We start from the raw sequence: 12,534 nt of genomic DNA on the forward strand, positions 1-12,534 counted from the left end.
GCGCCGATCTGCGTTTGCGCGTCCATCTTCGTGTTCGTCGCATCCTTCCATTGACACCATCGTTGCACTTGTGGCGTAGTTGTTCAAGCGTATAATAACATCGCCGCCGGCTTTTTGCCCGGTCCCGCCGGAAAACTGTTTCGAAACAAAGGAGTATGAAATGTCCGCTTTCGGTTCCCAGGAGATGTCGGCGCCGCTGCTGCGTGTCATGATGCGTCGACCGGGGCCGAGTCTGGCGGCGGCGGACCCTGCAAAATGGCATTACGGGCCGACTTTCGACGGCCAGAAAGCCTTGCGCCAGTATGCCGAATTCGCGCGGCTGGTGGAGCGGTCGGGAACCGAGATTATCTGGCTGGAGGACAATGGCGACGGGCTGGCGGACGCCATGTTCACGCACGATCCCTCGCTGATGTCCGACCACGGCGCCATCCTGCTGCGCATGGGCAAGCCGTTGCGTGTGGATGAGACGGAGCTGCACGAGAAGGCCTATGCCGAACGCCAGATCCCGATCCTCGGACGGATCGAGGCCCCGGGCACTGTGGAGGGTGGCGACTGCATCTGGCTGGACGCAAAGACGCTTGTCGTCGGCCGCGGCGTGCGCTCCAACCAGGAAGGCATCGACCAGCTGACGCGGATGCTTGCTCCTCACGGCGTCGCCGTGCTCGCCTATGACCTGCCGCTCTGGCAGGGCGAAGAGGCCTGCCTACACCTGATGAGCGTGATGAGCCCGCTTGCAGGCGACCTGGCGCTCGTGTTCGCCCCGCTTCTGCCGGCTGCGTTCTACCAGCAGTTGAAGAAGCGCGGCATTCGCCTGATCGAGGCGCCGGCCGACGAGTTCCATGCCAGCAACGGCCTGTCGCTGAACGTGCTGCCGACGCGGCCGAACGAGGTGATCATGGTCGCTGGCTTCCCCAAGACGAAGGCGGCGATGGAGGAGGCCGGCTGCGTGGTGGAGACCTTCGAGGCCGATGCGCTCTGCATTGCCTGCGAAGGCGGTCCGACCTGCCTGACCCGCCCGGTCCTGCGGCGCGCGGCATGAGCCGGCGCACCTTCCACCGTGCGCCTGAAGGCGAGCGCCGCCATGACCTGATCGAGGCGACGCTGGACTGCATTGCCGAAAGCGGGTTGCAGGGTGCGACGGTGCGCCAGATCGCCATCAGGGCAGGGGTCACCGCGGGGCTCATCCGGCATTATTTCGCCTCCAAGGAACACATCCTGCAGGAAGCCTACCGTGTGGTGATCGCGCGGCTGACGGAAAAGGCGGAGCGGGTGACGGGCGACCCGGAGGAGCGGCTGCGCTCGTTCATCGTCATAAACCTCACCGAGCCGGTGGCAAACAGCCGGAGTCTCTCGCTCTGGGCATCGTTCATCAGCCGCGTCAGCGTCGATCCGCAGCTCGCGGCAATTCACCGCGAGGGCTATCTCGGGTTCCGCAACGCGCTGGAGAGCCTGCTGGCGGATTTCCTGCAGGCCAAGGGGCAAGAGGCTGATCCCGCGCGCTGCCGGGCCCTGGCGATCGCCATCAACGGCCTGCTCGACGGCCTGTGGCTGGAAGGGTGCCTTGCCGGGGAGCTGTTCGAGGAACGCGAGCTGGTTTCCATCGCTCTGACTTCGATCGAGGCGCTGATCGGTCTGCCGATCGGGGCACCGGCGACAACGCAATAGGAATGGGAGAAAGGCGATGCGCTACGCATCCATCACGGAAAGGCTCGCAAGCCTCGGTTCCGAAAAGTGGGCGATCCATATCGAGGCGCGTCGCCGCAAGGAGAAGGGCGAGCCCATCATCGAGCTGACGATCGGCGAGCCCGACCTGCCGCCGGACGATGCCCTGCTCGCCGAAGCGACACGCGCCATGCATGCCGGGCGCTACCGCTATTCCAACGGCCGCGGCGAGCCGCCGGTGGTAAGGGCGCTGGTCGAGAAATATTCGAAGCGCCGCGCGGGTATCACGAGCGACAACGTGCTCTGCTTCCCTGGAACGCAGACGGGGCTCTTCGCCGTCATGCTCGGGCTGGTGGAAAAAGGCGATGCCGTCCTGGTGGGCGACCCGCTCTATGCGACCTATGAGGGCGTCATCCGGGCCACCGGCGCCGACCAGGTCACCGTACCGCTGCGCGCGGAAAACGGCTTTCACATGCAGGCGGACGACCTTGAGCGGGCGGTCACACCGCAATGCCGCGTGCTGCTGCTCAACACCCCGCACAATCCCACCGGCGCCGTGCTGACAGCAGGCGAGATCGCCGCGATCGGCGAAGTGTGCCGCAGGCACGATCTCTGGATCGTCTGCGACGAGGTCTACGAGGAACTGGTCTTTTCAGGCTCCTTCGCCTCGCCATTCGACGATCCGGAACTGGCGGAGCGGACGATCGTCTGCTCGTCCATTTCGAAGTCGCATGCCGCCCCGGGGTTCAGAAGCGGCTGGGCGGTCGGCCCGGCAGAATTTGCCAGCCGCCTGCTTTCCGTCTCCGAGACGATGCTTTTCGGCGTGCAGCCTTTCATTGCCGACATGACGGCATACGCCCTGACCAACCCGATCGATACCTCGGCGAAGATGCGTACAGCCTACAAGCGCCGTGCCGACCGCATCGTCACAGCCCTCGGCGAGGCTCCGGGGCTGATACCGCTCCCTCCGGAAGCCGGCATGTTCATCGTTGTCGATGTCGCCGGAACGGGCATGGATGGCGAGGCGTTCGCCTGGGCGCTGCTCGACGAGGAACAGGTCGCCGTGATGCCGGGATCGTCGTTCGGCGAGGGTGCCGGCGACTTCATCCGCATCAGCCTGACCGTTCCGGACGAAAAGATCGACGAGGCTTGCCGGCGGATTTCCGCGATGGCCGCCCGCTCGGGTTTCAGGAAGGAAAAGCGCGCATGACGAGGGTGAAGACTGTCGGGGAGGCGATGGTGGACCTCCTCGAGGCAAATGGTGTCGAGGTGGTCTTCGGCATTCCCGGCGTTCACACCGTCGAGCTCTATCGCGGCCTTGCCGGCTCGAAGATCCGTCACATCACGCCGCGCCACGAGCAGGGTGCCGGCTTCATGGCGGATGGCTATGCGCGCGTCACCGGCAAGCCCGGCGTAGCACTGGTGATCACCGGGCCTGGCCTGACCAATACGATCACGGCCATGGCGCAGGCGCGCCAGGATTCCGTGCCGATGCTGGTGATTTCCGGCGTCAACCGCAGGAGCTCGCTCGGACACGGGCGCGGTCTCCTGCACGAGCTGCCGGACCAGGCGGCGATGATGAAGAGCTTTGCGCTCTATTCGCACACGCTGGTCGATCCCGCCGATCTTCCATCCGTCATCGCGCGCGCCTTTTCGATCATGGGCTCGGCCCGCCCCGGGCCGGTGCATATCGAGATCCCGACGGACGTCATGCCGCTTCCGGCCGGCGACATTTCGCTCAAGCCGACGCGTCCGGCGCGCCCAAGCGCCGACAAGGCGACGCTCAAGGCGGCTGCATCGCTGTGCGACGGCGCAAAGCGCATCGTACTGATGTGTGGCGGCGGCGCAGCCTCCGCCGACCGTTCGGTCACGGCGCTGGCGGAAAGGCTCGACGCGCCGGTCGTGCTGACCACCAACGCCCGCGGCATGCTCGCAAACCATCCGTTGCGTGTCCCCGCAAGTCCCAGCCTCAAGGCAACGCGTGCGCTGATTGCCGATGCCGACCTCGTCATCGGCCTTGGCACGGAGATGGGCCAGACCGACTACGACATGTATGTCGACGGCGCGTTCCCGGCGCTGCCGTCCTTCGTGCGGGTCGATATCGATGCCCTGCAGCTCTCCCGCGAGCCCCACGCCGAACTGCCCGTGCTTTCCACTGTCGAAGCCGCAGTCGATGGCCTGCTCTCCCTGGTCGCCGCCCGCAGCAGCGGCGGTGCCGAGCGGGCGCGATTAACGCGTGACGCCGCCTGGGAGGAACAGACGCCGAAGATCCGCACCGAGATCGGCGTCCTGGGCATGATCTACAAGGCCTTGCCGGACGCGATCGTGGTGGGTGATTCCACGCAGGCCGTCTATGCCGGCAATCTCTACCTCGACGTGGACCGCCCGCAGTCCTGGTTCAATGCGGCGACGGGCTTTGGCGCGCTCGGTTATGGTCCACCGGCAGCTATCGGGGCTGCGATCGGCGCCCCCGGCCGCCCGGTCGTCTGTCTCACCGGCGATGGCGGCTTCCAGTTTTCTCTCGCCGAGGTCGGATCGGCCGTGGATGCGGGCGCGAAGGTGATCTTCCTCGTCTGGAACAATGACGGCTACCAGGAGATCGAGAACTACATGGTCGAATCGGGGATCGAGCCCGAGGGCGTGAAGCCATCGGCGCCGGATTTTCTCGATATTGCGAAGGCCTACGGTGTCCCGGGCACACGCCTTGCCGATGTTGCCGATCTCGGTGCGGCGCTGAAGGCGGCCGGCGCCCGCAACGGTCCTAGCCTGATCGAGATCCATCAGACACGGACGAAGGGAGCTACCGCCTGAGGAATGAGCACAGGACTGGGCTGGGGATTGCGTGAAAGACATGCGTAAAATGAGGGGCAGGTTGCGGCGGGCGCTAGCCTGAAAGATCGAAACCCGCATTGGCGCTGCAAGTGCGCTCAAGGGCGGTTGTCGCCCCGCCCGGCCGCGCTATAGTCAGCCGGGAGCCGCTCCAGTGGCCTTCGTTGTCGTGAATGCAGATGAGGCCGCAATGGGCAGGAACGGATCGGGCGCTGCAGCAGGCAAGATGCTTGCCTGCGCCGTATGCGGCAAGTCGTTTCCCGCCGTGCAGCTGTTTCACGCTTCGGCGATCCGTCCGGGAATTTACGGGCTGATTGCCAGGGACGTTGCGGACCTGACGCCGGAAAGCCGCATCTGCTCGGCCGACCTGTCGCAATATCGCCGTCGCTACGTTGCCGATATGCTCGAAGAGGAGCGGGGAGAACTTTCCAGCCTGGACAGACAGGTGCTCGAAAGCTTCGAACGCGGCGTGTCCTCGGTGCAGGTCAGCGCAGCCAGCGCCCTTCGAAAGGATCAGGAGGCGAGCTTCGGCCAGCGCGCCGCCGACAATGTGGCGGCTTTCGGCGGTTCCTGGGGCTTCATCATCACTTTCTGCTGCGTGCTGGTCGGATGGATGGCCTACAACGTCGTCGGCCTCCTCGGCGGCGGCTTCGACCCCTATCCCTTCATCCTGCTCAATCTGATGCTTTCGTGCGTCGCGGCCCTGCAGGCTCCGGTGATCATGATGAGCCAGAAGCGCCAGGAGGAAAAGGACCGGTTGCGGGCCGAGAACGACTACATGGTCAACCTGCGCGCCGAACTCGAAATCCGGCAGTTGCACGACATGATCGACCATCAGATGGCCCATCAGTGGGAGCGTCTGGCGGAGCTTCAGCAGATCCAGATCGACCTTCTCGAAGGCCGCCAGCCTCCAGCGAAACAGAACTGAATTCGCGGCCAAAGCGTGAGCCAGGCGTCCGGCACCCTGCCGTTTTTCGATTGTCTTTGGGGCAAAAAAAGGCCGGCGGGGCAGGCCCGCCGGAATTGGCTCGGTCTCCAATCCGAGCAGGTGCAGTGACAAGCACCTGTCATAAAGACGGCTGGACCGGCGTATTTGTTCCGCAGGTTACTGACAGGATTGGTAATTTTCATGTGAACGGCAGTTGATCGCCGTGTCGGCGGCGCGATCGGCGCAGTTGAGGCGGCTATGCGCGCTCACCTTTCGCTTTCAAACTGCTCATCTGCAAAAGAAAGCGGGCCGGCACCTAGGCGCTGGCCCGCAATATCTGCATCAGACGGGACGAGCGCCCCGGCACTACCTGTTGTGATCGAGCGCGCGTGTGACGCCCAGTGCCACCAGCGTGCAGATTGCACCGGAGATCAGATATCCACCGATGAAGATGATGCCAAAGTTGCTCGCAAGGCCGAGTGCGACGAGCGGCGCGAAGGCGGCGCCCACAAGCCAGGCGAGGTCGGAGGTCAGCGCGGCCCCGGTGTAGCGGTAGTACTGGCCGAAGCGCGAGGAGACGACGCCGGAGGCCTGCCCGAACGAAAGGCCGAGGATGCCGAAGCCGATGATGATGAACGCATCCTGGCCCGTGCTGCCCGCATCGAGCAGGAACGGTGCGGAGAAGGAGAACAGGGCGATGATCACCGCGCCCACCATCAGCTGGCTGCGCCGGCCGATGCGATCGGCAAGCACGCCGGACAGAACGATGCCCACGAGGCCGACCGCGGCGCCAATGACCTGCACGCGCAGGAACTCGCTGGTCGTCTGGCCACCATGCAGGGTGATCCAGCTCAGGGGGAAGATCGTCACGAGGTGGAACATCGCAAAGCTTGCCAGCGGGGCGAAAGCGCCGAGAACGACGTCGCGGCCATGCACGCTGAGCATCTCGAAGACCGGCCGCGCCTGCAGTTCCTGCGCTTCCATGGCCGCGCCGAATTCCGGGCTTGCGACGATGCGCAGGCGCGCAAACAGCGCAACCACGTTGATGGCGAACGCGACGAAGAACGGATAGCGCCAGCCCCAGTCAAGGAAGTCGGCTTCCGAAAGATTGGAGACGAAGTAGCCGAACAGCACGCTGGCGAGCGCGAAGCCGAAGGGAGCGCCGAGCTGCGGGATCATCGCATACCAGCCGCGGCGGTTCGGCGGCGCATTCAGGCTCAGAAGCGAGGCAAGCCCATCCCAGGTCCCGCCAAGCGCGAAGCCCTGTCCGAGACGGAAGAGCGCCAGGAGCGCCACAGACCAGTAGCCGATCGATTCATATCCGGGGAGGAAGGCGATCGACGCGGTCGAGCCGCCGAGAACGACGATGGCGACGGTGAGCTTGGTTCCGCGGCCGAAGTTGCGGTCGATCCACATGAAGACGAAGGAGCCGACCGGCCGTGCGAGGAAGGCGAGCGGGAAAATCGCAAACGACATCATGATGGCCGCAAGCGGGCTCGGTGCGAACGGGAAGACCAGCTTGGGGAAAACGAGCACGGAGCCCAGGCCGTAGACGAAGAAATCGAAAAACTCCGACATGCGACCGATAATCACACCCATCGCAACACTGCCCGGTGCAACCGGCTTGTCGCCGTGGATGAGGCGCGCGTCTCTTTCGAAACCTGATGATGAGGGATGGGCGACCGTACTCATAGTTTTCCTCCTGGCGAATATCCGCCACTCAAGGGAATGTTGATCAAAGAACCGCGGAGATCAAGGAACTGTGCGAAAAATCGGCCAAACAGCGGCGCGCGCTCACTGGTCGGGCAAAATTCGCGTCCTAGATTGACGAACTGCAGGCTGCAGCAGCGCCTGTGGGTGGCGTTTTGACGCTGAATAAACCAATGGTTGTTATGTTGCATTGCGACAATTTGTTGCACTGCGACGAACGGCCCTATTCCCGTACATGCCTTGGCGCGATTAGTCCCAAACTAGACAAATGCAAATTCAGGCCCGAAATGTCTAACCAGATAAAATTCGTCGGACGCTTGTTCGTTCTCCCGCTCCTGCTGGCACTGTCCGGCTGTAACATGGTGGTCATGTCGCCCTCCGGCGATATCGCCATGCAGCAAAGAGACCTCATCGTGGTCTCGACCGTGCTGATGCTGCTGATCATCGTGCCGGTGGTCTGCCTGACCTTCTTCTTCGCCTGGCGCTATCGCAACTCCAATGCGAACGCCAAGTACGATCCCGAGTGGCACCACTCCACGGGCCTTGAGGTGGTGATCTGGTCGGCGCCGCTGGCCATCATCATCGCGCTCGGCGCGATCACCTGGATCAGTACCCACAAACTCGACCCCTACCGGCCTCTCGACCGGATCGACGCCGAGCGCGCTCTCCCGGCCGAGACCAAGCCGCTGGTGGTGGAAGTCGTGGCGCTGGACTGGAAATGGCTGTTCTTCTACCCCGAATACGGGATCGCCACCGTCAACGAGATGGCCGCTCCGGTCGACGTGCCGATCCAGTTCAAGATCACCGCTTCCTCGGTGATGAACTCGTTCTACGTGCCCGCCCTTGCCGGCATGATCTATGCGATGCCCGGCATGCAGACGCAGTTGCACGCCGTCATCAATAAGGAAGGCGATTTCGAGGGCCTGTCGGCCAACTATAGCGGCGACGGCTTCTCGCACATGCGTTTCCGCTTCCATGGCCTGCAGCAGGGCGGCTTCGACGAATGGGTCGCCCGCGTGAAGCAGAACGGTACGGCGCTGAACCGCGACGCCTACCTCAAACTCGAAAAGCCGAGCATCAGGGAGCCGGTGCGCTATTTCGCGACCGTCGAAGACGGGCTGTTCAACGCCATTCTCAACATGTGCGTTCATCCCGGCCAGATGTGCATGAGCGAAATGATGCACATCGACATGATGGGCGGCGGCGGCGTCGAAAGCCGCGAGAACCGCCAGAAGCTGGAATACGACAACCGGCACGCCAATGAGGAGGCGCCCGCAGCCACGCATCCGGCGACCGGCAATCCGCCCCGCAGCGAAGAGCCGGCGGAAGGTGTTGACGAGGGCGGTTCCTCGATGAACGGCATGAACCACGATGCCCATGAGGGCCACGCGTTGCCGGAGGGCAGCCAGGGCGGTCCGGCCCCGGCGCAACTGAATACAAATGAAAGCACGCAGCCCTAGGGCCGCATTCTGGCAGATTTGGACAGACCGATGTTTGGTAATACCACCCTGACACAATTCATCTTCGGGAGGCTCACCTTGGAGTCCTTCCCGTACCACGAGCCGATCGTCGTGGTGACGTTCATTGCCGTTGCGCTCGGCGGCCTCGCCTTGCTCGCACTCGTCACCAAGTACAAGCTCTGGGGCTATCTCTGGAATGAGTGGTTCACCTCCGTGGACCACAAGAAGATCGGCATCATGTATATCGTGCTGGCCATCATCATGCTGTTGCGCGGCTTCGCTGACGCCATCATGATGCGCCTGCAGCAGGCCATCGCCTTCGGCGGCAACGAGGGCTACCTCAACCCGCACCATTATGACCAGATCTTCACCGCCCACGGCGTGATCATGATCTTCTTCGTGGCGATGCCCTTCGTCACGGGCTTCATGAACTACGTCGTGCCGCTGCAGATCGGCGCTCGCGACGTGTCGTTCCCGTTCCTGAACAACTTCTCGTTCTGGATGACGACCGCAGGCGCGATCATCATCATGATCTCGCTCTTCGTCGGCGAGTTCGCGCGGACCGGCTGGCTGGCCTATCCGCCGCTGTCGGGCGCGGACTACAGTCCCGGCGTCGGTGTCGATTACTACATCTGGGGTCTGCAGGTGGCGGGCGTGGGCACGACGCTTTCGGGCATCAACCTGATCGCGACCATCGTCAAGATGCGCGCGCCGGGCATGACCTTCATGAAGATGCCGATCTTCACCTGGACGTCGCTCTGCACCAACATCCTGATCGTCGCCACCTTCCCGATCCTCACCGCAACGCTCGCATTGCTGTCGCTCGACCGCTACGCCGGCACGAACTTCTTCACCAACGACCTTGGTGGCAACCCGATGATGTATGTGAACCTCATCTGGATCTGGGGTCACCCGGAGGTCTACATCCTCATCCTGCCGGCCTTCGGCATCTTCTCCGAAGTCGTCGCCACCTTCTGCGGCAAGCGCCTGTTTGGCTATGCCTCGATGGTCTACGCCACCTGCGTGATCATGATCCTGTCCTACCTCGTGTGGCTTCACCACTTCTTCACGATGGGCTCGGGCGCCTCGGTGAACGCATTCTTCGGCATCACCACAATGATCATCTCGATCCCGACGGGGGCGAAGATGTTCAACTGGCTCTTCACCATGTATCGCGGCCGCATCCGCTACGAGCTGCCGATGTACTGGACGGTGGGCTTCATGTTCACCTTCGTCATCGGCGGCATGACGGGCGTGCTTCTCGCCGTCCCGCCCGCCGACTTCGTGCTGCACAATTCGCTGTTCCTGATCGCTCACTTCCACAACGTGATCATCGGCGGCGTGCTGTTCGGCCTGATGGCCGGCGTCGTCTACTGGTGGCCCAAGGCCTTCGGCTACAAGCTCGACCGGTTCTGGGGCCTGTGCTCCTTCTGGTTCTGGCAGATCGGCTTCTTCTTCGCCTTCATGCCGCTCTACGTGCTCGGCCTGATGGGCGTCACCCGCCGCGTCAGCCAGTTCGAGGACCCCTCGCTGCAGATCTGGTTCATCATCGCCGCCTTCGGCGCAGGCCTGATCGCGCTCGGTATCGCCTCGTTCATCATCCAGCTCGTCGTCAGCTTCCTGAAGCGCGACCAACTGCGCGACCTGACGGGCGATCCGTGGAACGGCCGTACGCTGGAGTGGTCGACCTCCTCGCCGCCGCCGGAGTACAACTTCGCCTTCACGCCGGTCGTTCACGACCACGACAGCTGGTACGACATGAAGAACCGCGGTTACGAGCGTCCGCTCGGCGGCTTCAAGCCGATCCACATGCCGAAGAATACCGGCACCGGCGTCGTCCTGTCTGCGCTGAGCATCGCGCTCGCCTTCGCGCTGATCTGGTACATCTGGTGGCTCGCGATCGTCTCCTTTGTCGCCATCGTCGGCGTGTCGATCGCGCACACGTTCAACTACAACCGGGACTTCTACATCCCCGCCGAGACCGTGACCGCCACCGAGGACGCGCGCTCCGAGCTGCTGGCGGATCGGACCTGACATGACTGAGAAAGCACACACACAAGAAGCAGAGGCTCCCCAGTTCTACCTGGAAGAGGAGCACCATCCCGAAGGCAGCACCATGCTGGGCTTCTGGCTCTACCTGATGAGCGACTGCCTCATCTTTGCCGTGCTGTTTGCCACGCACGGCGTGCTCGGCCGCAACTATGCGGCCGGCCCCTCGCCGGCCGACCTCTTCGACCTGCCGCTCGTCGCCATCAACACGGCCATGCTGCTGTTCTCGTCGATCACCTACGGTTTTGCCATGCTCCAGATGGAGCGCAACGCCAAGATGGAGACGCTGTTCTGGCTCGGCATCACCGGCCTCTTCGGTCTCGCCTTCCTCGGGCTTGAGCTTTACGAGTTCTACCACCTGATCCACGAGGGCGCAGGTCCTGGCCGCAGTGCGTTCCTGTCGTCGTTCTTCACGCTCGTCGGCACCCACGGCCTGCACGTCACCTTCGGCATCATCTGGCTCATCACTTTGATGGTTCAGGTGAAGATCCGCGGTCTGATTCCGGAAAACCGCCGCCGCCTGATGTGCCTGTCGATGTTCTGGCACTTCCTCGACGTCGTCTGGATCGGCGTCTTTTCCTTCGTATACCTGATGGGAGTTCTCGGATGAGCCCGCAAGCACACGCACCCGCCCACGAGGACGCCCACAACGTGCACCATGGACACAGCCACGGCCACGACGCCGGACATGGGTCGCTCAAGACCTACATGATTGGCTTCGTCCTGTCCGTCATCCTGACCGCCATTCCCTTCTGGCTTGTCATGGGCGAGGTCTTCGACAGCAAGATCCTGACCGCCGTCCTGATCATGGTGTTCGCAGCCGTCCAGATCGTTGTCCACATGATCTGCTTCCTGCATATGAACCCGCGTTCGGAAGGCGGCTGGACGGTGATGGCGCTGATCTTCACGCTGATCATCGTGGCGATCATGCTCGCCGGCTCCTTCTGGGTCATGCATCACCTCAACACGAACATGATGCCCATGTCGCCAGAGATGATGAAGAACATGCCCTGACATCAGGGGACCGTTCCATGGCCCTTGATCCCTCAAGGCATGACGGCAAGGCGGGAACCGAGGGTTCCCGCCGGCCTGCGGCGCGCCTGCTCTTTGCAGGCGCGATGCTGCTTCTCACCGTCGCTTTCGTCGCCCTTGGCGCTTGGCAGGTGCAGCGGCTGTTCTGGAAGCTGGATCTCATCGCCCGCGTCGATGCCCGCGTGCATGCGCAACCCGTGCCGGTGCCGCCACCGGCGCGCTGGGCCGGTTTCGACGGCAAGGACGAAGAGTATCGCCGCGTCACGGCGGAAGGCACCTTTGACCATGACAAAGAGGTGCTGGTTCAGGCGGTCACCGATCTCGGCGCCGGCTTCTGGGTGGTGACGCCGCTCCGCCAGGCGGACGGCACGACGATCCTGATCAATCGCGGCTTCGTGCCGGCTGGCCGCAGGGACGCGTCTTCCCGGGCGGAAGGCGAGGTTCCTGGCATCGTTCGCGTCACCGGCCTGCTGCGGCTGACGGAGTCCGGCGGTGCCTTCCTGCGCGCCAACGATCCCACTGCCGGCCGCTGGTATTCCAGGGACGTGGACGCGATCGCCGCTGCCGCCCGCCTTTCCACCGTCGCCCCCTATTTCATCGATGCGGATGCGACCGCAAATCCCGGCGGCCTACCGATCGGCGGCCTCACGGTCGTTCGCTTCCGCAACAGCCATCTGGTATACGCGCTCACCTGGTTCACCATGGCCGCCCTGAGCGTGGCAGCGGCCGTGTTCCTGCTGCGGCAGCGGCGGCGGGAAGACTAGAGGGGAGGGACGGGGCCATTGACAGGCACCGCTGCGTGGTGCGGGTGTCCTCACTGCAGGATGAAATCGCCGCTTCGCAGCGTAGTCAGGCCGTCCAGAT

11 protein-coding genes are annotated in these 12,534 nt (G+C 63.5%); 10 read left to right on the forward strand and 1 reads right to left on the reverse strand.

Annotation, left to right across the window (positions count from 1 at the left end):
- Window positions 1–160 precede the first annotated feature (160 nt).
- The 5 genes from HV823_RS06565 (at window position 161) to HV823_RS06585 (ending at window position 5,419) form a co-directional block, all read left to right on the forward strand.
- Window positions 161–1,039, forward strand: a complete 879-nt coding sequence (locus tag HV823_RS06565; protein ID WP_176948932.1) for a dimethylarginine dimethylaminohydrolase family protein — start codon at window positions 161–163, stop codon at window positions 1,037–1,039.
- Window positions 1,036–1,665 (forward strand): TetR family transcriptional regulator C-terminal domain-containing protein, encoded by a 630-nt coding sequence (locus HV823_RS06570; RefSeq protein WP_176948933.1) that lies wholly within the window; start codon window positions 1,036–1,038, stop codon window positions 1,663–1,665. The genes HV823_RS06565 and HV823_RS06570 overlap by 4 nt, the downstream gene beginning before the upstream one ends.
- A gap of 16 nt (window positions 1,666–1,681) precedes the next feature.
- Window positions 1,682–2,872: a pyridoxal phosphate-dependent aminotransferase gene (locus HV823_RS06575; protein WP_176948934.1), complete on the forward strand. Its 1,191-nt coding sequence runs from the start codon at window positions 1,682–1,684 to the stop codon at window positions 2,870–2,872.
- Window positions 2,869–4,473 (forward strand): 5-guanidino-2-oxopentanoate decarboxylase, encoded by a 1,605-nt coding sequence (locus tag HV823_RS06580; protein WP_176948935.1) that lies wholly within the window; start codon window positions 2,869–2,871, stop codon window positions 4,471–4,473. The genes HV823_RS06575 and HV823_RS06580 overlap by 4 nt, the downstream gene beginning before the upstream one ends.
- Window positions 4,474–4,681: 208 nt before the next feature.
- The gene (locus HV823_RS06585) at window positions 4,682–5,419 is read left to right on the forward strand and encodes a DUF1003 domain-containing protein (RefSeq protein WP_176948936.1); all 738 of its coding nucleotides are present in this window, start codon (window positions 4,682–4,684) and stop codon (window positions 5,417–5,419) included.
- A 366-nt stretch (window positions 5,420–5,785) separates the two neighbouring features.
- Here the strand turns inward: HV823_RS06585 and HV823_RS06590 are convergent, their stop codons facing one another.
- On the reverse strand, window positions 5,786–7,111 hold the full coding sequence (locus HV823_RS06590) for an MFS transporter (protein WP_176948937.1): 1,326 nt from the start codon (window positions 7,109–7,111) through the stop codon (window positions 5,786–5,788).
- Window positions 7,112–7,416: 305 nt separating this feature from the next.
- On the opposite strand from HV823_RS06590, the gene cyoA reads away from it, so the two are divergent.
- The 5 genes from cyoA to HV823_RS06615 are packed head-to-tail and all read left to right on the forward strand — an operon-like array spanning window position 7,417 to window position 12,434.
- On the forward strand, window positions 7,417–8,589 hold the full coding sequence (gene cyoA, locus HV823_RS06595; protein ID WP_176948938.1) for a ubiquinol oxidase subunit II: 1,173 nt from the start codon (window positions 7,417–7,419) through the stop codon (window positions 8,587–8,589).
- Window positions 8,590–8,619: 30 nt separating this feature from the next.
- A complete protein-coding gene (cyoB, locus tag HV823_RS06600; RefSeq protein WP_176948939.1) occupies window positions 8,620–10,623 on the forward strand; it encodes a cytochrome o ubiquinol oxidase subunit I in 2,004 nt (667 codons plus the stop codon).
- Between the two features lies 1 nt (window position 10,624).
- Window positions 10,625–11,248, forward strand: coding sequence for a cytochrome o ubiquinol oxidase subunit III (gene cyoC / locus HV823_RS06605; protein ID WP_176948940.1), 624 nt, complete (start codon window positions 10,625–10,627; stop codon window positions 11,246–11,248).
- The gene (gene cyoD, locus HV823_RS06610; RefSeq protein ID WP_176948941.1) at window positions 11,245–11,652 is read left to right on the forward strand and encodes a cytochrome o ubiquinol oxidase subunit IV; all 408 of its coding nucleotides are present in this window, start codon (window positions 11,245–11,247) and stop codon (window positions 11,650–11,652) included. Before cyoC ends, cyoD begins: the two co-directional genes overlap by 4 nt.
- A gap of 17 nt (window positions 11,653–11,669) precedes the next feature.
- Window positions 11,670–12,434, forward strand: a complete 765-nt coding sequence (locus HV823_RS06615; protein WP_176948942.1) for an SURF1 family protein — start codon at window positions 11,670–11,672, stop codon at window positions 12,432–12,434.
- Window positions 12,435–12,534 lie beyond the last annotated feature (100 nt).

This window comes from Mycoplana rhizolycopersici, assembly GCF_013378445.1.
GTDB lineage: Bacteria > Pseudomonadota > Alphaproteobacteria > Rhizobiales > Rhizobiaceae > Mycoplana > Mycoplana rhizolycopersici.

Excerpts from the sequence above, each read along its gene's own strand:
- HV823_RS06565 (WP_176948932.1), top strand. The coding sequence starts at position 161 with ATGTCCGCTTTCGGTTCCCAGGAGATGTCGGCGCCGCTGCTGCGTGTC.
- HV823_RS06570 (WP_176948933.1), top strand. The coding sequence starts at position 1,036 with ATGAGCCGGCGCACCTTCCACCGTGCGCCTGAAGGCGAGCGCCGCCAT.
- HV823_RS06575 (WP_176948934.1), top strand. The coding sequence starts at position 1,682 with ATGCGCTACGCATCCATCACGGAAAGGCTCGCAAGCCTCGGTTCCGAA.
- HV823_RS06580 (WP_176948935.1), top strand. The coding sequence starts at position 2,869 with ATGACGAGGGTGAAGACTGTCGGGGAGGCGATGGTGGACCTCCTCGAG.
- HV823_RS06585 (WP_176948936.1), top strand. The coding sequence starts at position 4,682 with ATGGGCAGGAACGGATCGGGCGCTGCAGCAGGCAAGATGCTTGCCTGC.
- HV823_RS06590 (WP_176948937.1), bottom strand. The coding sequence starts at position 7,111 with ATGAGTACGGTCGCCCATCCCTCATCATCAGGTTTCGAAAGAGACGCG.
- cyoA (WP_176948938.1), top strand. The coding sequence starts at position 7,417 with ATGTCTAACCAGATAAAATTCGTCGGACGCTTGTTCGTTCTCCCGCTC.
- cyoB (WP_176948939.1), top strand. The coding sequence starts at position 8,620 with ATGTTTGGTAATACCACCCTGACACAATTCATCTTCGGGAGGCTCACC.
- cyoC (WP_176948940.1), top strand. The coding sequence starts at position 10,625 with ATGACTGAGAAAGCACACACACAAGAAGCAGAGGCTCCCCAGTTCTAC.
- cyoD (WP_176948941.1), top strand. The coding sequence starts at position 11,245 with ATGAGCCCGCAAGCACACGCACCCGCCCACGAGGACGCCCACAACGTG.
- HV823_RS06615 (WP_176948942.1), top strand. The coding sequence starts at position 11,670 with ATGGCCCTTGATCCCTCAAGGCATGACGGCAAGGCGGGAACCGAGGGT.